General features: G+C 60.5%; 22 protein-coding genes and 1 pseudogene. 15 read left to right on the top strand and 8 right to left on the bottom strand.

What is annotated here, in order from left to right; all coding sequences use genetic code 11:
- The first annotated feature begins 7 nt into the window (after positions 1-7).
- Positions 8-772: an ATP-binding cassette domain-containing protein gene (locus M5C56_RS16255; protein ID WP_103498265.1), complete on the top strand. Its 765-nt coding sequence runs from the start codon at positions 8-10 to the stop codon at positions 770-772.
- 13 nt (positions 773-785) lie between these two features.
- On the opposite strand, the gene M5C56_RS16250 is transcribed toward M5C56_RS16255, so the two are convergent.
- The 3 genes from M5C56_RS16250 to dcd all read right to left on the bottom strand — a co-directional run bounded on the left by M5C56_RS16250 (position 786) and on the right by dcd (position 2,728).
- Positions 786-1,631, bottom strand: coding sequence for a transporter substrate-binding domain-containing protein (locus tag M5C56_RS16250; protein WP_103498264.1), 846 nt, complete (start codon positions 1,629-1,631; stop codon positions 786-788).
- 188 nt (positions 1,632-1,819) lie between these two features.
- The gene (locus M5C56_RS16245) at positions 1,820-2,053 is read right to left on the bottom strand and encodes a hypothetical protein (protein ID WP_103498263.1); all 234 of its coding nucleotides are present in this window, start codon (positions 2,051-2,053) and stop codon (positions 1,820-1,822) included.
- Between the two features lie 108 nt (positions 2,054-2,161).
- Positions 2,162-2,728, bottom strand: coding sequence for a dCTP deaminase (gene dcd / locus M5C56_RS16240; protein ID WP_100944471.1), 567 nt, complete (start codon positions 2,726-2,728; stop codon positions 2,162-2,164).
- Between the two features lie 374 nt (positions 2,729-3,102).
- On the opposite strand from dcd, the gene M5C56_RS16235 reads away from it, so the two are divergent.
- Complete coding sequence (locus M5C56_RS16235; RefSeq protein ID WP_002554837.1) at positions 3,103-3,312, top strand: cold-shock protein; 210 nt, start codon at positions 3,103-3,105, stop codon at positions 3,310-3,312.
- Between the two features lie 185 nt (positions 3,313-3,497).
- On the opposite strand, the gene apbC is transcribed toward M5C56_RS16235, so the two are convergent.
- Entirely contained in the window at positions 3,498-4,592 is a 1,095-nt protein-coding gene (apbC, locus tag M5C56_RS16230) for an iron-sulfur cluster carrier protein ApbC (RefSeq protein WP_177102760.1), read from the bottom strand.
- A gap of 142 nt (positions 4,593-4,734) precedes the next feature.
- On the opposite strand from apbC, the gene metG reads away from it, so the two are divergent.
- The 8 genes and pseudogenes from metG to M5C56_RS16190 all read left to right on the top strand — a co-directional run bounded on the left by metG (position 4,735) and on the right by M5C56_RS16190 (position 11,426).
- On the top strand, positions 4,735-6,786 hold the full coding sequence (gene metG / locus M5C56_RS16225; RefSeq protein ID WP_103494156.1) for a methionine--tRNA ligase: 2,052 nt from the start codon (positions 4,735-4,737) through the stop codon (positions 6,784-6,786).
- Between the two features lie 112 nt (positions 6,787-6,898).
- Entirely contained in the window at positions 6,899-7,486 is a 588-nt protein-coding gene (locus tag M5C56_RS16220) for an Rnf-Nqr domain containing protein (protein WP_103494191.1), read from the top strand.
- Positions 7,483-8,280 (top strand): annotated as a pseudogene (gene rsxB / locus M5C56_RS16215) (electron transport complex subunit RsxB); the annotation flags it as partial. The gene M5C56_RS16220 and the pseudogene rsxB, both read left to right, overlap by 4 nt.
- A gap of 19 nt (positions 8,281-8,299) precedes the next feature.
- On the top strand, positions 8,300-9,292 hold the full coding sequence (locus tag M5C56_RS16210; protein ID WP_103494158.1) for an RnfABCDGE type electron transport complex subunit D: 993 nt from the start codon (positions 8,300-8,302) through the stop codon (positions 9,290-9,292).
- Complete coding sequence (locus M5C56_RS16205; RefSeq protein ID WP_103494159.1) at positions 9,289-9,888, top strand: RnfABCDGE type electron transport complex subunit G; 600 nt, start codon at positions 9,289-9,291, stop codon at positions 9,886-9,888. The genes M5C56_RS16210 and M5C56_RS16205 overlap by 4 nt, the downstream gene beginning before the upstream one ends.
- Entirely contained in the window at positions 9,881-10,504 is a 624-nt protein-coding gene (locus M5C56_RS16200) for an Rnf-Nqr domain containing protein (RefSeq protein ID WP_103494160.1), read from the top strand. The genes M5C56_RS16205 and M5C56_RS16200 overlap by 8 nt, the downstream gene beginning before the upstream one ends.
- Positions 10,501-11,139, top strand: a complete 639-nt coding sequence (gene nth, locus M5C56_RS16195) for an endonuclease III (protein WP_103494161.1) — start codon at positions 10,501-10,503, stop codon at positions 11,137-11,139. The genes M5C56_RS16200 and nth overlap by 4 nt, the downstream gene beginning before the upstream one ends.
- 107 nt (positions 11,140-11,246) lie before the next feature.
- The gene (locus tag M5C56_RS16190) at positions 11,247-11,426 is read left to right on the top strand and encodes a hypothetical protein (protein WP_100944479.1); all 180 of its coding nucleotides are present in this window, start codon (positions 11,247-11,249) and stop codon (positions 11,424-11,426) included.
- Positions 11,427-11,613: 187 nt separating this feature from the next.
- Here M5C56_RS16190 and M5C56_RS16185 read toward each other — a convergent pair whose 3' ends face one another.
- The gene (locus tag M5C56_RS16185; RefSeq protein ID WP_040070340.1) at positions 11,614-12,240 is read right to left on the bottom strand and encodes a response regulator transcription factor; all 627 of its coding nucleotides are present in this window, start codon (positions 12,238-12,240) and stop codon (positions 11,614-11,616) included.
- Positions 12,241-13,131: 891 nt separating this feature from the next.
- Here M5C56_RS16185 and M5C56_RS16180 point away from each other — a divergent pair.
- Positions 13,132-13,674 carry a hypothetical protein gene (locus M5C56_RS16180; RefSeq protein WP_103494162.1) on the top strand — a complete coding sequence of 181 codons (543 nt, stop codon included), beginning with the start codon at positions 13,132-13,134 and terminating at the stop codon, positions 13,672-13,674.
- Positions 13,675-13,737: 63 nt separating this feature from the next.
- Here M5C56_RS16180 and M5C56_RS16175 read toward each other — a convergent pair whose 3' ends face one another.
- Positions 13,738-14,955 carry an argininosuccinate synthase gene (locus tag M5C56_RS16175; protein ID WP_100944481.1) on the bottom strand — a complete coding sequence of 406 codons (1,218 nt, stop codon included), beginning with the start codon at positions 14,953-14,955 and terminating at the stop codon, positions 13,738-13,740.
- 129 nt (positions 14,956-15,084) lie between these two features.
- On the bottom strand, positions 15,085-16,008 hold the full coding sequence (locus M5C56_RS16170) for an OmpA family protein (protein WP_103494163.1): 924 nt from the start codon (positions 16,006-16,008) through the stop codon (positions 15,085-15,087).
- Between the two features lie 158 nt (positions 16,009-16,166).
- Here M5C56_RS16170 and pyrC point away from each other — a divergent pair, with 158 nt between their 5' ends.
- Entirely contained in the window at positions 16,167-17,213 is a 1,047-nt protein-coding gene (gene pyrC / locus M5C56_RS16165) for a dihydroorotase (RefSeq protein ID WP_103494164.1), read from the top strand.
- Complete coding sequence (gene rnt / locus M5C56_RS16160; RefSeq protein ID WP_103494165.1) at positions 17,210-17,887, top strand: ribonuclease T; 678 nt, start codon at positions 17,210-17,212, stop codon at positions 17,885-17,887. Before pyrC ends, rnt begins: the two co-directional genes overlap by 4 nt.
- Before the next feature lie 76 nt (positions 17,888-17,963).
- On the opposite strand, the gene M5C56_RS16155 is transcribed toward rnt, so the two are convergent.
- Positions 17,964-18,566 (bottom strand): peroxiredoxin, encoded by a 603-nt coding sequence (locus M5C56_RS16155; protein WP_103494166.1) that lies wholly within the window; start codon positions 18,564-18,566, stop codon positions 17,964-17,966.
- Between the two features lie 287 nt (positions 18,567-18,853).
- Here M5C56_RS16155 and M5C56_RS16150 point away from each other — a divergent pair, with 287 nt between their 5' ends.
- Positions 18,854-19,072, top strand: coding sequence for a bacterioferritin-associated ferredoxin (locus tag M5C56_RS16150; RefSeq protein ID WP_103494167.1), 219 nt, complete (start codon positions 18,854-18,856; stop codon positions 19,070-19,072).
- A 200-nt stretch (positions 19,073-19,272) separates the two neighbouring features.
- Positions 19,273-19,743: a bacterioferritin gene (bfr, locus tag M5C56_RS16145; RefSeq protein WP_103494168.1), complete on the top strand. Its 471-nt coding sequence runs from the start codon at positions 19,273-19,275 to the stop codon at positions 19,741-19,743.
- Positions 19,744-19,750: the final 7 nt, after the last annotated feature.

Below are 19,750 nucleotides of genomic sequence, written 5' to 3'. Positions count from 1 at the left end.
GGTGCCCATGTACAAACTGACCATTGAAGGCCTGCACAAGAGCTATGGCGAACACCAGGTGCTCAAGGGCGTCTCGCTCAAGGCCAAGACCGGCGACGTGATCAGCCTGATCGGCGCCAGCGGCTCGGGCAAGAGTACCTTCCTGCGCTGCATCAACTTTCTCGAAACGCCCAATGACGGCGCCATGAGCCTCGACGGCCAGGCGATCCGCATGGTCAGCGACAAGCACGGCATGCGCGTCGCCGACGACGCCGAGTTGCAGCGCCTGCGCACCCGCCTGGCCATGGTGTTCCAGCACTTCAACCTGTGGAGCCACATGAGCGTGCTGGAAAACATCACCATGGCCCCGCGCCGGGTGCTGGGGGTGAGCAAGAAAGACGCCGAGGACCGTGCCCGTCGCTACCTGGACAAGGTCGGCCTGCCGGCGCGGGTTGCCGATCAGTACCCGGCATTCCTGTCTGGCGGCCAGCAGCAGCGCGTGGCAATTGCCCGGGCGCTGGCGATGGAGCCGGAAGTGATGCTGTTCGACGAACCGACCTCGGCGCTGGACCCGGAGCTGGTGGGTGAAGTGCTCAAGGTGATCCAGGGGCTGGCCGAGGAAGGCCGGACCATGATCATGGTGACCCACGAAATGAGCTTCGCCCGCAAGGTTTCCAGCCAGGTGCTGTTCCTGCACCAGGGGTTGGTGGAAGAACAGGGCGCGCCGGACGATGTGTTGGGCAATCCGCAGAGCGAGCGGCTGCGGCAGTTCCTCAGTGGCAATCTGAAGTAATCAAAACGGCTCTTCAGCCGTGCGCCGCCGGCCATGGATAGGCCAGCCACGTCTCCAGGCGCTTGGCGAAGCGGCCGCTTTCCATATCCTGGTGCAGCCACTGGTCGACATACTGCTTGAGCACGATGTCACGGGGCAGCAACACGGCCTTCTCGGAAAAATCGAAAGGTTGGTCCGGATGCACCGCGCACAGCTCGGGGTGCAGTTTCTGCTGCACCCGGGTCTCCACCGCGTCGGTCATCATCAGGTCGGCCTTGCCGTCGACGATCTGCTGGAAAATCGTCACATTGTCCGGATGCACGAGGATCTGCGCCTGCTTGAGGTTGGCACGGGCGAACTTCTCGTTGGTCCCGCCGGGATTGACGATAGCCCGGACATTCGGCCGGTCGATCTGGGCCAGGGTCTGGAAGTCCTGCTGCCGGGAGCAGAGGGTGATCGGCGTCTTGCCGTCACGCTGGTAAGGCTGTGAGAAAAACGCCAGCTTCTGGCGCTCCATGTTCACCGAGATTCCGCTGATCGCCAGGTCGAACCTGTCGGCCAGCAGATCGCCCATCAGCGTCGGCCAGGTGGTCGGCACCAGTTCCAGCTTGACCCCCAGGGATGCCGCCAGCCCTTCGGCCAGCTCGATATCCAGGCCGATAAAACCATCCGCATTCTTGTAGCTGAACGGTTTGTAGTCACCGGTGGTGCCAACGCGCAATACGCCCTGCTGAACGATACGGTCAAGTCGGCTGCTGGTGGCTTCCTGTTGGGAAACAGCGCTACTGGTCAGCGGCTGTGGCGCGGCAATGGCAGTGCCGGTCAGTAACAACCCGGCGAACAGGCAGCGGGAAAAATACGCGGGAATGGCAAACGTCATGGGTGGCCTTTTTTTCTGGGTCTTGGCCACAGCTTTGTATCGTATAGATGATCGAGAGTCGACACCGTCCTGCAGGAGCATGGCTTACCCGCGAAATGGCCCTTGAGGCCGCCAAAAAAGTCGCTGGCAAGCCATGCGCCTACAGGAGTCGCGCTCGATCGAAGCCCGTCGAAAGGCCAAAACAGGGCTCAGGCGTCGGGAGACGGCGTATTGTCGGGAATCAGCGGCTCGCCGTTATCGGGCGGCTGGGTGGGCGTGGTGGGCTCGGAGGGTTGCGGCGTATCCGGATCAGGCTGCCCCGGGATACCCGGGATGCCACTGGTCATGCCCTGGGGATGCGCCAGCAACGACCAGGCCAACAGACCCACTTGATTGGGTTCAAGTTTCGCCAGTTGAGCGCTGATACTTGGATCGTTCTTCATGGGGGTACTCCTGAGCGTGGAAGCCCGGCCTGTCTTGCACAAACCGGGACAGTGCACCCAGTAGAGTGCACCCGCGCCGAGGAATTCCCTGTTTCGACGCGCCCTTCGTCAGGTCCGCGGCAGGGTCACGCCACGCTGGCCCTGATACTTGCCGCCACGGTCCTTATAGGACACTTCGCATTCTTCGTCGGACTCCAGGAACAACATCTGCGCCACGCCTTCGTTGGCGTAGATCTTCGCCGGCAGCGTGGTGGTGTTGGAGAACTCCAGGGTCACGTGGCCTTCCCATTCCGGTTCCAGCGGCGTGACGTTGACGATGATCCCGCAACGGGCGTAGGTGCTCTTGCCCAGGCAGATGGTCAGCACATTGCGCGGAATACGGAAGTATTCGACGGTGCGGGCCAGGGCGAAGGAGTTGGGCGGAATGATGCAGACGTCGCTCTTCACATCGACGAAGCTGCCCGCGTCGAAGTTTTTCGGATCGACGGTCGCCGAATTGATGTTGGTGAACACCTTGAATTCGTCGGCGCAGCGCACATCGTAGCCATAGCTCGAGACACCGAAGGAAATCACCCGGTTGTCGGCTTCGCCACGCACCTGGCGCTCGACGAAAGGCTCGATCATGCCGTGTTCTTGCGCCATGCGGCGAATCCACTTGTCCGATTTGATGCTCATGGCGGGTGTCCTGATATAGCGAGGTGGAGAAATTCTGTCCGGCATCTTACCGGGGTGCGCCGCCGGGTTAAAGCGCCGACGCCGCTTCTCGCGATGACGCTGTCCCCCTGCCTGACAAATCGGCTATTTGAGCGGGGTTGTCCCCCTGACCGGCCGCCGTCAGTCACGAAATAGGCGAAACCTTGTTGAAGACCATTGGCACGTCTCGGAAAGTGGGGTATGGTGGCGCCACTGTGCTGCTTGTGTCACTGAGAATCTCTACACGATGTTGAATTTCGATCCAACCATCTCCAAGAATTTTTCCTGCTCTTTGCACTCAGTCTCGGCCAGGGCTTTTCCTGAGTCGCAGTTAACTTTGTCCAAGGAGACATCAAATGTCTAATCGCCAAACCGGTACCGTTAAGTGGTTCAACGATGAAAAAGGCTTCGGCTTCATCACTCCACAATCCGGTGACGACCTGTTCGTACACTTCAAAGCAATCCAATCCGACGGCTTCAAAAGCCTGAAAGAAGGCCAACAGGTTTCTTTCATCGCTACCCGCGGTCAGAAAGGCATGCAAGCTGAAGAAGTTCAAGTTATCTAACTTGTACTGATCCAGTAAAAAAGCCCCGCCCTCAAAAGCGGGGCTTTTTTGTGCCCGGGTGTTTTTGCCAGCTTGCGCCAGGTATCGGGACCTACGCCAACCCAGCGTACGACACAAATCCTGTAGGAGCCGGCTTGCTGGCTCCTACAGGGACCGCGCTGCGCCTCGATTGAGGCGCAACGGCATCAATCGTCGCTGATGGTGATATTCGGCATCGCCTGGCTGGCCGCTTCCTGCAACACGATCCGCGCGCCCACGTGCCGTGCCAGCTCCTGATAGACCATGGCGATCTGGCTGTCCGGCTCGGCGATCACCGTCGGCTTGCCACCATCGGCCTGCTCACGGATCAGCATCGACAACGGCAACGAAGCCAGCAGCTCGACACCATATTGGCTCGCCAGCTTCTCACCGCCGCCCTCGCCGAACAGGTGCTCGGCATGACCGCAGTTCGAACAAATGTGTACCGCCATGTTCTCCACGACACCCAGCACCGGGATATTCACTTTGCGGAACATCTCCACGCCCTTGCGCGCATCCAGCAAGGCCAGGTCCTGGGGAGTGGTGACGATCACCGCGCCGGCCACCGGAACCTTCTGCGCCAGGGTCAGCTGGATATCGCCAGTCCCGGGCGGCATATCGATCACCAGGTAGTCCAGGTTGCCCCAGTCGGTCTGGGTCACCAATTGCAACAAAGCCCCGGACACCATCGGACCGCGCCAGACCATCGGCGTGTTGTCGTCGGTGAGGAAAGCCATGGACATCACTTCCACGCCATGGGACTCGATGGGCACGAACCATTTCTGGTCCTTGATCTTCGGCCGTGTGCCTTCGGCGACGCCGAACATGATGCCCTGGCTCGGCCCGTAGATATCGGCGTCGAGAATCCCCACCCGAGCCCCTTCGCGAGCCAGCGCCAGCGCCAGGTTGGCCGCCGTGGTCGACTTGCCCACCCCGCCCTTGCCGGAGGCCACTGCCACCACGTTCTTCACGTTGGCCAGGCCCGGGATCTGCGCCTGGGCCTTGTGCGCGGCGATCACGCAATCGATCTCGACCTTGGCCGAAGCCACGCCGTCCAGGCCTTCGACGGCCATCTGCAGCATCTGCGCCCAGCCACTCTTGAACAGGCCGGCGGCATAACCCAGCTCCAGCCGGACCGTTACGCGATCACCCTGGATATCGATGGCCCGCACGCAGCCGGCGCTGACCGGGTCCTGGTTCAGATAAGGGTCGGTGTACTGGCGGAGGACGGCCTCCACCGCTGCGCGATTGACTGCGCTCATGGGCAACTCCCGAAAAAGACTGAGTAAAACAGGCAGCTATCCTAACCGTTCTGAAGCGCAGAGACATTCCACAAGGGGTGAATTATGTGCGCCGGGGCTTTATAGTGGCCGATCTCCGTTTCACTTCAAGTAGCCGAGCCCCATGTCCGAGCCACGCCAGATCCTCGTCACCAGCGCCCTGCCCTATGCCAATGGTTCCATTCACCTTGGCCACATGGTCGAGTATGTCCAGACGGACATGTGGGTGCGCTTCCAGAAGCACCGCGGCAATCAATGCATCTACGTCTGCGCTGACGACGCCCACGGCTCGGCCATCATGTTGCGCGCCGAGAAGGAAGGCATCACCCCGGAACAGTTGATCGCCAACGTCCAGGTCGAGCACAGCGGCGACTTCGCCGACTTCCTCGTGGAGTTCGATAATTTCCATTCGACCCACGCCGAGGAAAACCGCGAACTGTCCACTCAGATCTACCTGCGCCTGCGCGACGCCGGGCATATCGCCACGCGTTCGATCACCCAGTATTTCGACCCGGAAAAGCAGATGTTCCTGGCCGACCGCTTCATCAAGGGCACCTGCCCGAAATGCGGCACCGAAGACCAGTACGGCGACAACTGCGAGAAATGCGGCGCCACCTATGCACCGACCGACCTGAAAGACCCGAAATCGGCGATTTCCGGGGCGACGCCGGTGCTCAAGGATTCCCAGCACTTCTTCTTCAAGCTGCCGGACTTCCAGGCCATGCTGCAAACCTGGACCCGCAGCGGCACCTTGCAGGACGCCGTGGCGAACAAGATCGCCGAATGGCTGGATGCCGGCCTGCAACAGTGGGACATCTCCCGCGATGCGCCGTATTTCGGCTTCGAGATCCCGGATGAGCCTGGCAAGTATTTCTACGTCTGGCTGGACGCGCCGATCGGCTACATGGCCAGCTTCAAGAACCTCTGCGCACGGCGTCCGGAACTGGACTTCGACGCGTTCTGGGGCAAGGACTCCACCACCGAGCTGTACCACTTCATCGGCAAGGACATCGTCAACTTCCACGCCCTGTTCTGGCCGGCGATGCTCGAAGGCGCGGGCTACCGCAAGCCGACCGGGATCAACGTGCACGGCTACCTGACCGTCAACGGCCAGAAAATGTCCAAGTCCCGCGGCACCTTTATCAAGGCCCGTACCTACCTGGACCACCTGTCACCGGAATACCTGCGTTACTACTACGCGGCCAAGCTGGGCAAAGGCGTCGACGACCTCGACCTGAACCTGGAAGACTTCGTGCAGAAGGTCAACTCGGACCTGGTGGGCAAGGTAGTCAACATCGCCAGCCGTTGCGCCGGGTTTATCCACAAGGGCAATGCCGGTGTGCTGGTGGCCGGCAACGCCGCGCCGGAACTGACCGACGCCTTCCTCGCCGCCACCCCGAGCATCGCCGAGGCCTACGAGGCACGGGATTTCGCCCGGGCCATGCGCGAAATCATGGGTCTGGCCGACCGCGCCAACGCCTGGATCGCCGACAAGGCACCCTGGTCCCTGGCCAAGCAGGAAGGCAAGCAGGATGAAGTCCAGGCCGTCTGTGCCGTGGGCATCAACCTGTTCCGCCAGTTGATCATCTTCCTCAAGCCGGTGCTGCCGCTGCTGGCCGCCGATGCCGAGGCCTTCCTGAATGTCGCGCCGCTGACCTGGAACGATCACGCCACCTTGCTCGCCAACCATCAGTTGAACGAGTTCAAGCCCTTGATGACCCGTATCGACCCGGTAAAAGTACAAGCCATGACCGACGCCTCGAAGGAAGACCTCACCGCCAGCCAGACCGACACCGGTAGCGCCGCCCCGCAAGGCAACGGCGAGCTGGCCAAGGACCCGCTGTCGGCGGAAATCGACTTCGACGCCTTTGCCGCCGTCGACCTGCGCGTCGCGCTGATTCTCAAGGCCGAAGCCGTCGAGGGCGCGGACAAGCTGCTGCGCCTGACCCTGGATATCGGTGATGAGCAACGCAACGTGTTTTCCGGGATCAAGAGCGCCTACCCGAACCCGGCCGAACTGGAAGGTCGCCTGACCATGATGATCGCCAACCTCAAGCCACGGAAAATGCGCTTCGGCATCTCCGAAGGCATGGTGATGGCGGCCGGCCCCGGCGGTGAAGAAATCTACCTGCTGAGCCCGGACACCGGCGCCAAGCCAGGCCAGCGGATCAAGTAACCGTCCGCCCCTGCTCGCGGGCCATGTGCATTCATGGCCCGCGATGTCGCAAAACTGGTACGCAGTCCCTCCTTGCCGGATAATCAGTGTTGTTCGCTAATCCGGCATGATCATGATCGATTTTGTTTTTCCCCTCGTCAGTGCAGCCCTGCTCAACAATTTCGTGTTGCACTGGCCCCTGGGCGTCGATCCACTGCTGCAGGCCAGGCCAGACGCCGCCGGCGAACGCCTGGCACTCCACGCGCTGGGAATTGCCACCAGCACCCTGATGCTGATCACAACGCTGATCAGCCACAGCCTCTACCACTATGTGCTGCTGCCCCAGGGCCTGGAGGCCTTCAAGCTGTTCGTCTTCCTGCCCACCAGCGTATTGCTGATCGGCCCGGTCCTGACCCTGCTTGCGCGCTGCCTGCCACGCCTGCCGTTTGCCGGACTCACAACGCTGCTGCTGGGCAATGCCGGCATCCTCGGCTTGAGCCTGCTCAACGCCGCCAATGACCAGGGACTGGCCCAGGCGCTCCTCACCAGCCTGGGTGCCGGACTGGGTTTCTGGCTGGTCCTGAACCTGTTCAACGACCTGCGCCAACGTACTTTCCACGAGGAGGTTCCATTACCCTTTCGCGGCCTGCCGATCGAGCTGATCGGCGCCGGTTTGATGGGCGTGGCTTTCCTCGGTTTAACTGCATTGGTCAAACCATGAGCCTGATTCAACGTATCGATGCCCTGCTGCCGCAGACCCAATGCGGTAAATGCGGGCACCCGGGCTGCAAGCCCTACGCCGAAGGCATCGCCCAGGGCGAAGCGATCAACAAATGCCCGCCGGGCGGTGGCGAAACCATTGCCGCCCTGGCCGAACTGCTGCACGTGCCGGTCCTGCTGCTGGATCCGGAACGCGGCAGCGCCCCGGCCCAGGTCGCGTTTATCCGCGAGGCCGAGTGCATCGGTTGCACCAAGTGCATCCAGGCCTGCCCGGTGGATGCCATTGTCGGCGCGGCCAAGTGGATGCACAGCGTGATCGTCGACGAGTGCACCGGCTGCGACCTGTGCGTGGCGCCCTGCCCGGTGGATTGCATCGAAATGCATCCGCTGCCCATCGCCCAGGTCGTGCCGGTGGTCGGCGGCCTGGCCAACAGCACCGAAGAACGACAGGCGCGCACGGAAAAACGCAATCGCGCCCGGCGGCGCTTCGAAAACCGTAACGCCCGGCTGCACGCCGAAGAACAGCGCAAGCAGGCCGAACGCCTGGCCCGTACGCAGCGTGCGGCGCAACCCGAGCCCGTTGCGACCAACCCGGTGCAGGACGCCATTGCGCGGATCAAGGCGCAGAAAGCCGAGGCCGCCGACGCGGCCCTGAAAAAAGCCAAGATCACTCTGGCCATGAGCCGGGCGCAGTTGAACAAATCGCTGAAAGCTTTCGGCCACCCGCCCATTGCCGAACAGGCCGCGCAACTGGTGCTGCTGCAAGAGCAATTCGAGGCGGCGGAACAGGCCCTGCGCGACGCCGAGAAAGCCCATGCGGCCCCTTGAAACGCCAGACGAACGCACCCGCCAGGCCATGCAATGGGTGTTGCTCGCCACCTTGCCTGGAATCGCGGTGCTGCTCTGGCTCACGGGTTGGGCCATCCTGATCAACCTGCTGCTGGCCGGTACCACAGCGCTGGCAGCCGAAGCGCTGGCCCTCGGTTTGCGTCGCCGTCCGGTACGCCCCGCGTTGATGGACGGCAGCGCCCTGGTCAGCGCCGTCCTGCTGGCCATCGCCCTGCCGCCCTATTGCCCCTGGTGGTTGACCATCACCGCGGCGGCCAGCGCCTTGCTGTTGGGCAAACACCTGTATGGCGGGGTGGGGAAAAATCCATTCAATCCGGCCATGCTCGGTTATGCCCTGGTCCTCGTCAGCTTTCCCGGCACCATGACCCATTGGTCGATCAACCATGGCCTGGACCTGCTCGGCGGCCTGCAATCGGTCTTCGGCGTGCATCTCGACGGGCAGCCGGACGCCTGGGTCCAGGCCACCGCACTCGATACCCTGCGTATCAACAAAAGCCTGACCATGGACGAGCTCTTTGCCGGCAACCCCGCGTTCGGGCATTTTGGCGGCAAGGGCAGCGAATGGCTCAATCTGGCCTTTCTTGCCGGCGGCGCCTTTCTGCTCAGGCAAAAAGTCTTCAGTTGGCATGCGCCGGCGGGGATGCTGGGCAGCCTGTTTATCCTCAGCCTGCTGTTCTGGAATGGTTCCGGCTCGGATTCCCACGGCTCGCCGCTGTTTCACCTACTGACTGGCGCGACCATGCTCGGTGCATTTTTCATCGTCACCGAGCCGGTCTCCGGCGCCAGAAGCCCCAGGGCACGCCTGCTGTTCGGCATCGGCGTCGGCACGCTGACCTACGTGATCCGCACCTGGGGCAGCTACCCCGATGGCGTGGCCTTTGCCGTGCTGCTGATGAACCTCGCGGTACCGTCCCTGGAACGCCTGACGGCCAGCCCTGTGAAGGAGCCGACAGCATGAACAGAACCGCCTCGGCACTTATCCTGCTGGCCATCACCGGGCTGGGGATCGGCCTGACCTGGCAGGCACGGCAACACGCGTGGCCGCGGATCCAGGAGCAACGCGAGGCGATTGAAAACCGCAGGCTGCTCGATGTCTTGCCGCCAGGGCAATACCAGAACCGCCCACTGTTGCTGGAGGCGCCGCAGCAACCCCACAGCCTGCTGATCAGCGCCGTCCTGATGCTCAAGGATGGACAACCGGCAGCGGTTGTCCTGCAAAGTCGGACCCAGGGTTACGGTGGCCCGCTGGAACTGATGATCGGGATTGGCGCCAACGGCAGGTTGCTCGGGGTCAAGACCTTGTCGCACTCGGAAACACCCGGGCTGGGAGCAAAAATCGCTGACCCGGGTAATCTCTGGTGGCGACAGTGGTTGGGCAAATCCAGTGCGGATACCCCCGATAACGACTGGAAACTGAAAAAAGATGGCGGGCAATTCGACCAGATTGCCGGCGCAACAATCACCTCCCGCGCCGCCGTCGACGCCATTCATGATGCCCTGCGCTACTTCGATGAACACCTGGCGCCACTCATGGGGACAGCTGCTCATGAATAGACCCGCGATGTTCCAGGGAACGTTGGTCCTGACGCCGTTGCTCGGTGCCAGCGACTCGCTGCTCAAGGCGTTCTCGATCGGGCTCCTGAGCCTGATCACGATCAGCGCCTATGGCTTGTTGAGCCGGGCTCTCAAGCCCTGGATTCACCCGGGGCTGGCCGCGCTGGGCAGCATCCTGCTCGCCGCCACCCTGGTCAGTTGCCTGTCGCTCGGCCTTCAGGCCTGGGCCTGGGAACTGCACCAGGCCCTGGGCATCTACCCGGCCCTGATCAGCCTGCAATGCCTGCTATTGGAACGCCTGGGAGCATTCGAGCGCCGTCACCTGACGACCAGCGCCACCCTGCTCGCCAGCCTCGGGGTAGGCCTGCTGCTCATGGGAACGCTACGAGAACTGCTGGGTAACGGCACCTTGCTGGATCATATGCGCTGGCTGGTCCCGAGCGCGAGCGAGCTGCCACGCCTGTGGACCACCCAGGACGGGCTGCACCTGGCCAGCCTGACGCCGGGGGCCTTTATCCTTCTGGGCCTGCTGCTGGCCGCCAGGCAGGCCTGGAGCCAGCGCCAGCCAGCCAAGCCGGGCCCAACCTCAATTTCAAAGGAATCCACCGCCCCATGAACGCCGCCAAACGCCTGGAGATCTTTCGCAGATTCCACGAAGACAATCCCGATCCCAAGACCGAGCTGGCTTACTCGAGCCCCTTTGAACTGTTGATCGCGGTGATTCTCTCCGCCCAGGCCACCGACGTCAGCGTGAACAAGGCGACCGCCAAGCTCTATCCCGTGGCCAACACCCCACAAGCCATCCACGCCCTCGGGGTCGAAGGGCTGTCGGCGTATATCAAGACCATCGGCCTGTTCAACAGCAAGGCCAAGAACGTGATCGAGACCTGCCGCCTGTTGGTGGAAAACCACGGCGGCGAAGTGCCGCAAACCCGCGAGGCCCTGGAAGCCCTGCCCGGCGTCGGCCGCAAGACCGCCAATGTGGTGCTCAACACCGCGTTCCGGCAGCTGACCATGGCCGTCGACACGCATATTTTCCGGGTCAGCAACCGCACCGGCCTGGCGCCAGGCAAAGATGTGGTGGCGGTCGAGAAGCAATTGATGAAGTTTGTACCCAAGCCTTACCTGCTCGACGCCCACCACTGGTTGATCCTCCACGGGCGTTACGTCTGCCAGGCGCGCAAACCGCGTTGTGGCAGTTGCCGGATCGAAGACCTGTGCGATTACAAGGACAAGACCTCGGACGATTGAGGCGCTATTGGTTTTATTGATGAGGCGATTGAAAAAATCTTTTTTACCAGACGGGCATTTATCGATATAAGGGGCGCCAACGGCAGTCTTAGCCCGGAGTTATGTTTATGAGCACCGACAAAGAGCAACTGGACGTAGAAGACGACTTCATCGCTGCCGAAACCGAGGACAGCGAACCCGTGGTGGAAGTCGCCAAAACCAACCTCAGCAAGCGCCGCACCATCGATAACCTGCTGGAAGAGCGCCGCCTGAAAAGGCAATTGGCAGATTATGATTTCGACTTGTAATTAACATGCGCCCACTCAAAAGCCTCCTTTGCGGAGGCTTTTCGGTTTATAGAGGTGTCGTTGTTCACACGGAGCATCATCGATGCCGCACCGGCGGCCCTCTCCTGCCGGCTAAATACCAGGGGCTCTCCTTGTCGTCCCTGCTGCCTTCCCCCTTCTCCAAGCGTCCTCTGCCAAATGCCAGCCGTTAAACCAGGCCGTTGCGCTGTGCCAGCTCGATCAGGTCAACCAGCGAGCGGGCATTGAGCTTGAGCAATAAACGCGTTTTGTAGGTACTGACGGTCTTGTTGCTCAAGAACATGCCATCGGCAATTTCCTTGTTGCTCTTCCCTCTCGCCAATTGCTGCAACACCATCATTTCACGGCCGGAAAGCCGGTTGACCATATCGGCCTCGCTGGCATTCCCCAGGCTGGAGCGCACCGTGTGCAAGGCCTGGTTGGGGAAATAGCTGTAGCCGGATAGCACCGCCTTGATGGCACTGAGCATTTCAGTCAGGTCCTGCTGTTTGCACACATAACCCGCGGCGCCGGCCTGCATGCAACGCATGGAGAAATGCCCCGGGGCCTGCGAGGTCAACACCAGAACTTTGAAAGAAAGTCCCATAGACGTTAAACGGGCAATGACTTCCAGCCCGTCCAGTTTGGGGATCCCGATATCGAGTATAACAATGTCCGGCGCATGTTCCCGCGCCAGCTGTAAAGCATCTACACCGTTATCCGTCTCCGCAATGACTTCGTAGCCATGACGTTCCATCAGCATACGTACAGCAAGACGAATGACGGGATGATCATCCACGATCAGCACTTTATTCATGGGCAAGTCCAATTTTCGCTGTTCGAATTTTCAGAGTCAGCACAATAGCCTAGTCATACCCTCCTGGGCATAGCGCCTCCACCGGGCAGTACCAGCCAAAGACATTCCCTACAAACAACAGAGATTTGCCCTACAAAAAAAGCACCATCATAAAAAGTGCAACGCCTCAGAGGACAACCAGTCGTCCGGGCGCCATACAGTCCATGATAAACACCCCTCCCCGGAAGAGTTTCATTATGGCCCCAGCAGAACGACATCCTCTTGCTTCGTTTTGCCGGTTTCAAACATTAGAACGCAAGGCGATGGTGTGTCTAATGGATTTCTGCAACAAGAAATAATGCATTCCTGTGTGGCAAGCCCTGCCCTGGCCGCGCCCCCGCGCTCGTTGCCTGGACAGGTGACACCCGTGCCCATGGGCCACACGGGGCCAGGCTCGGGAAGTGGCCATAAAACGCTCCGGCATACACATAAGTAAAGACCGCATTATCAAAAATATGTTTATTCTAAGACTCAGTCACCAGAAACGTTTGACAACTTGCATGCGCTCTTCGCGCGTCCCTACACAATCTGCCCCGAGTCGTTCAACCTCCATATCGCCTGACCATCATCATTAACAGCCGTAAAACCTCACACTTTAAAAACGCCAATCCACAACCGATAAAAAGAACAGGAAATGGACTACACCCCGCCAAGAACGCTTACCTTCAATTCTACAAGCATCGCCCGAAAGCAACCCCCTCTGACTTGATCCTTTCCTGGCGGGCTGCAAACTCGATACTTGCTGACTCACTTCAAGACCTTCGAACACCACCCAATCGTTTATTCAATTCCTAACATCGAATGACATTAGCAAAGGTCTATCCTACGACTCGGACGAGCAGGCCATATATAATGAACGACCACACCTTCAAAAAGCATCTCAGCCCACACAAACCTCTGGATCTTGACCTGGATCTGGCCATAGACGACTTCCTCAAACGCGGCGGCACCATTGATCGCGTGCAAGGCCCGGTCTGCGAGCAAGCACCGCCGGACACTGGTGATCACGCCCCCACATCGGAGGAAGAGGAACAGGAAAGAGCCCGCAAAACCGAACTGCTGCGCGAGCTGATTACCAAAGGAGCGGGCATCTGCGCCCTGCAGTACTCGCTCAAGATGAACAAGAACGAGATAAAGCGCATGGCCCGGGAGAACGGTCTGAAGATCGTCCAGAGCCGCTCGCTGCACCTCACTCGAAAATGCCGGGCGTCGCACTCCGCCACCGCGGAGTTCGCCCAGGATGCGATAGCCGGACATGCCATGCACTATTGCGCGCTCGGTTACACCGCCATCGAAATCGCACAAAAACTCGACCTGACCGTGCGCCAGGTCTGCGAACTCGGGAAAAACTACCGCTTCGAACTCAATCACCGCAACGACAATCGGGATGAATAATACCGTCCCGACGGCAAAAAAAAGCCCCGGCCAGTGGCCGGGGCTTTTCAGGGCAACAACCGATCAGAACAAGCGACGGCCTTTGTTCGCCGCAATGCGCATGCGCAGCGCATTGAGCTTGATGAAGCCGGCCGCGTCGGCCTGGTTGTAGGCGCCGCCGTCTTCTTCGAAGGTGGCGATGTTGGCATCGAACAGCGACTCGTCGGACTTGCGGCCGGTGACGATGACGTTGCCCTTGTACAGCTTCAGGCGAACCACACCGTTCACGTGGGCCTGGGAAGCATCGATCATCTGCTGCAGCATCAGACGCTCAGGGCTCCACCAGTAGCCGGTGTAGATCAGGCTGGCGTACTTGGGCATCAGCTCGTCTTTCAGGTGAGCGACTTCGCGGTCCAGGGTGATCGACTCGATCGCCCGGTGCGCGCGCAGCATGATGGTGCCGCCCGGGGTTTCGTAGCAGCCGCGGGACTTCATGCCCACATAACGGTTCTCGACGATGTCCAGACGACCGATACCGTGTTCGCCACCGATACGGTTCAGGGTCGCCAGCACGGTGGCCGGGGTCATTTCGACGCCGTCCAGCGCGACGATATCGCCGTTGCGGTAGGTCAGTTCCAGGTACTGCGGCTTGTCAGGCGCGTTCTCCGGGGAGACGGTCCAACGCCACATGTCTTCTTCGTGCTCGGTCCAGGTGTCTTCCAGCACGCCGCCTTCATAGGAAATGTGCAGCAGGTTGGCATCCATCGAGTACGGGGATTTTTTCTTGCCGTGACGCTCGATCGGGATGTTGTGCTTTTCAGCGTAATCCATCAGCTTTTCACGGGACAGCAGGTCCCATTCACGCCACGGAGCAATGACTTTCACGCCGGGCTTGAGGGCATAGGCACCCAGTTCGAAACGGACCTGGTCGTTGCCCTTGCCGGTAGCGCCGTGGGAAATGGCGTCGGCGCCGGTTTCGTTGGCGATTTCGATCAGGCGCTTGGCGATCAGCGGACGCGCAATGGAAGTACCCAGCAGGTACTCGCCTTCGTAGACGGTATTGGCACGAAACATCGGGAACACGAAATCGCGCACGAACTCTTCGCGCAGGTCGTCGATGTATATCTCTTTCACGCCCATGGCTTGCGCCTTGGCACGTGCAGGTTCGACCTCTTCGCCCTGACCCAGGTCAGCGGTGAAGGTCACCACTTCACAGTTATAAGTATCCTGCAGCCACTTGAGGATCACCGAAGTGTCCAGGCCGCCGGAATACGCCAGAACGACCTTGTTTACGTCGGCCATGCCATCACTCCACGGGGTTGTACGGAAAGGCGTCGATTCTAACGCTCAAACCGGTGGATTTACAGAGGCGCGACAGCTTAGGACGGCAAAGCGACAGATAATGTCGAGGCGGCGACGAAAACAGCCGCTTCAGGAGGTCTTCGCGGCACTCGCCGCATTGGCGACAGGCGCGGGAGCAGGAGCCGGCGCGGACTTCTCGGCGACCGGGACACGCTCCAGATGGATATTGACCCGGCGATTCTTCGCCCGGTTGGCCGCACTGTTGTTCGGCACCAGCGGATAACGTTCGCCGTGGAAGCGCATGACAATCTCCGATTCGGGGATGCCATTGGCCTTGAAGAAGTCCATCACCGCCAGCGCCCGGCGGCGTGACAGGTCACGGTTGGCCAGGCGATTGCCGGCATTGTCGGAGTGCCCGTCGAGCTCGATATGGTTGACGGTCGGGTCGGCCTTGATGAAGTCGAGCATCACCTGCAACTCGGCCTTGGCCTGGGCATCGAGGTCGACGCCGGTGCCGGGAAAACCGATCTGCGCCTGTTTCACTTGCTCGAAATTCTTCGGCAGCAGTTTCGCGGTGCACTCCTGGTAGTCGCTGTAGGCCTTGCTGAACTTCACCGGCAGCAGGCGTATTTCCGAAACGCCACCGTCTCTGGAGTAGTGACGAACCAACGGGCTGCGGCCCTCCATCAGGCCACTGACCAGACGCCCGGCCTGGCCCTGGGAGCTGTTAAACAGCACATCGCCACTGCCGATCTGCACCGAGCCCAGGTTGATGTCGCCGCGCCCCGGCTGCCACGGTGCCGCAGCGGCCAGCAGGGTCGCCGAACCGCCACCGAGTACGTGGTTGTAGGATTTCAGGCGAAAGGTCACCTGCTCGCCGGCCCGGCGCACGAACTCACCGGCACCGAAGTCGGTGATCGGCTGGCTCAGCCGACACTCGAACTTGTCCCCTTCCACCTTCCACTCGATGCTCTCCAGACGGGTCTGGAAAGTCATGGCCATGGCGGGCAGGCTGGCGAACATACTGAGCAAGGCTAAATAACGCTGGCGCACGGGAGGCTCCACTGAATGTCTACATCGTCAAGACAGGCATGCCGATTCCACGCCCTACCTCTGTGGTATCGGTTGCCCGTGGCAAAACTTGATAGCGAGTGCCTGAGGCCGTCTTTTCCGGTAGCATTCCCTTCAGTTCGACCCGCCTGGAATCCCCAATGTCCGACCGCCTGACCCTGCTGCGTCCCGACGACTGGCATATTCATCTTCGCGATGGTGCTGCGTTACCCCACACTGTCGCGGATGTTGCGCGCACCTTCGGCCGCGCCATCATCATGCCAAACCTGCTGCCACCGGTGCGCAACGCCGCGGAAGCCGACGCCTATCGCCAGCGTATTCTCGCTGCGCGCCCGGCCGGCAGCCGCTTCGAACCGTTGATGGTGCTCTACCTCACCGACCGGACCCAGCCCGAGGACATCCGCGCCGCCAAGGCCAGTGGTTTCGTCCACGCCGCCAAGCTCTACCCGGCCGGCGCGACCACCAACTCGGACTCCGGCGTGACCCGCATCGACACGATCTTCCCGGTCCTGGAAGCCATGGCCGAAGTCGGTATGCCACTGTTGATCCACGGTGAAGTCACCCGTGGCGAGGTCGATGTGTTCGACCGCGAGAAACTCTTCATCGACGAGCATATGCGCCGCGTCGTCGAGCGTTTCCCGAGCCTGAGGGTGGTGTTCGAACACATCACCACGGCGGATGCGGTGCAGTTTGTCAGCGAGGCCCCGGCCAACGTCGGCGCGACCATTACCGCCCATCACCTGCTGTACAACCGCAACCACATGCTGGTGGGCGGTATCCGTCCGCACTTCTACTGCCTGCCGATCCTCAAGCGCGGCACGCACCAGGAAGCCCTGCTGACGGCGGCGACCAGCGGCAATCCGAAGTTTTTCCTCGGCACCGACTCGGCGCCCCATGCCCAGCACGCCAAGGAAGCCGCCTGCGGTTGCGCCGGCTGCTACACCGCCTATGCCGCGATCGAGTTGTATGCCGAAGCCTTCGAACAGCGCAATGCGCTGGACAAGCTCGAAGGTTTCGCCAGCCTGCATGGCCCGCGCTTCTACGGCCTGCCGGCGAACACCGAACAGATCACCCTGGTCCGTGAAGAATGGACCGCCCCGACCAGCCTGCCATTCGGCGAGCTGTCAGTCATCCCGCTGCGCGCCGGTGAAAAACTGCGCTGGCGCCTGCTGGAGAAAACGCTGTGAGTGAAGAGCATTTCGACGACGAACAAGAAGGCAATGGCGGCGGTACCGGTTCCCGGCACCCGATGGCCGCACGCTTTCGTGGCTACCTGCCGGTTGTCGTCGATGTCGAGACCGGAGGTTTCAACGCCGCCACCGACGCCCTGCTGGAAATCGCCGCGACCACCATCGGCATGGACGAAAAAGGCTTTGTGTTCCCGGAGCACACCTATTTCTTCCGCGTCGAACCGTTCGAAGGCGCCAATATCGAAGCCGCTGCCCTGGAGTTCACCGGGATCAAGCTCGATCACCCACTGCGCATGGCGGTCAGCGAAGAAGCCGCACTGACCGACATTTTCCGTGGTGTGCGCAAGGCCCTGAAGGCCAACGGTTGCAAACGCGCGATCCTGGTCGGTCACAACAGCAGCTTCGACCTGGGCTTCCTCAACGCCGCCGTGGCGCGGCTGGACATGAAGCGCAACCCGTTCCACCCGTTCTCCAGCTTCGACACCGCCACCCTCGCCGGTCTCGCCTACGGTCAGACCGTATTGGCCAAGGCCTGCCAGGCGGCCGATATCGACTTTGACGGACGCGAAGCCCACTCGGCCCGCTACGACACCGAGAAGACCGCCGATCTGTTCTGCGGCATCGTCAACCGCTGGAAACAAATGGGTGGCTGGGAAGACTACAACGACTGATCCGGTCGACGAAGCAATCACCGCCCATAAAAAAACCGGTCATCAAGACCGGTTTTTTTATGCATGAAGCTGGCGCTTACAGCTTGCCGGCGTTCTCGGTCAGGTACTTGGCAACGCCTTCTGGCGAAGCGTCCATGCCCTTGTCGCCTTTTTTCCAGTTGGCTGGGCAGACTTCGCCGTGCTCTTCGTGGAATTGCAGGGCGTCGACCAGACGAATCAGTTCTTCCATGTTACGGCCCAGCGGCAGGTCGTTGATGATCTGCGAGCGGACAACGCCCTTGTCGTCGATCAGGAACGCGCCACGGAAGGCCACGCCGCCTTCGGACTCAACGTCGTAGGCCTTGGCGATGTCGTGCTTCATGTCGGCAGCCATGGTGTATTTGACTTTGCCGATGCCGCCGTCATTGATGGCGGTGTTGCGCCAGGCGTTGTGGGTGAAGTGCGAGTCGATCGAAACGGCCACGACTTCAACGTTGCGCGCCTTGAAGTCGTCCATGCGGTGGTCCAGGGCGATCAGCTCGGACGGGCAGACGAAGGTGAAGTCCAGCGGGTAGAAGAACACCAGGCCGTATTTGCCTTTGATGGCCGAGGACAGGGTGAAGCTTTCAACGATTTCGCCATTGCCCAGTACGGCAGGGACGGTGAAGTCGGGGGCTTGTTTGCCTACGAGTACGCTCATTGGATATCTCCTGGTGTTGATGCGGTAAAGAACAAGGTCCAGCCCAGCCTGCCATAAGCAGACGACAAGACTGTGACGTGACCTACCTTCCTAAGGACCGACCATCATACACCGCGTTTTTCGACTGTCCCCAACGCTTTTTACAAACTCGCCCGCCAAGGCGGTGACACCGTTCGTCAGACAAGCAGCGCGCTGACAAAAGCTTTACCGAAAGCACTTTGACAATCATTCTCGTTAACATTAAGATCCAGCGCAATCGAGCCTTAATCAGCGATGGTTCTCACCTTATGTATGTCTGCCTCTGCACTGGCGTCACCGATGGGCAAATCCGCGAAGCGATTTATGAAGGTTGCTGCAGCTATCGCGAAGTGCGACAAGCCACCGGCGTGGCCAGCCAATGCGGCAAATGTGCGTGCCTGGCCAAGCAGGTGGTGCGCGAGACCCTGACCGAGCTGCAAAGCCAGCAGGCGGCGATCCCTTACCCGGTAGAATTTTCCGCCGCGTAAAGAACGAACTTTAAAAGAGCCGGACCTCGCGTCCGGTTTTTTTATGCCTGTAATTCAATCGCTTAGGACTAAGACGCGGAACACAAACATTCTTATTCCGATTAATTTTTATATATGATTCAACAACTTAGGTTTGACACTCGAAGTTGCCGGGATCAAACTCTGCCTTATAGTCAGTTATTACAGGACAGGTCCACACCATGAAAGGCGATATCACGGTCATCCAGCATCTCAACAAGATCCTTGCCAATGAGCTGGTCGCGATCAACCAATACTTCCTGCACGCACGCATGTATGAAGACTGGGGCCTGAACAAGCTGGGCAAGCACGAGTACCACGAGTCCATCGACGAGATGAAGCACGCGGACAAGCTGATCAAGCGCATCCTGTTCCTCGAGGGCCTGCCCAACGTGCAGGACCTGGGCAAGCTGCACATCGGCGAACACACCAAGGAAATGCTCGAGTGCGACCTGCGCATCGAACGTAGCGGCCATGCCGACCTGAAAGCGGCCATTGCCCACTGCGAAGCCATGGGCGACTTCGGCAGCCGCGAACTGCTGGAGGATATCCTCGAATCCGAGGAAGAGCATATCGACTGGCTGGAAACCCAACTGGGCCTGATCGACAAAGTCGGTCTCGAGAACTACCTGCAGTCGCAAATGGGCGAATAAACAGCGC

This window comes from Pseudomonas sp. MWU13-2862 (assembly GCF_023242495.1).
GTDB classification, from domain to species: domain Bacteria; phylum Pseudomonadota; class Gammaproteobacteria; order Pseudomonadales; family Pseudomonadaceae; genus Aquipseudomonas; species Aquipseudomonas gingeri_D.
This window is presented reverse-complemented; position numbering and strand designations above follow the sequence as displayed.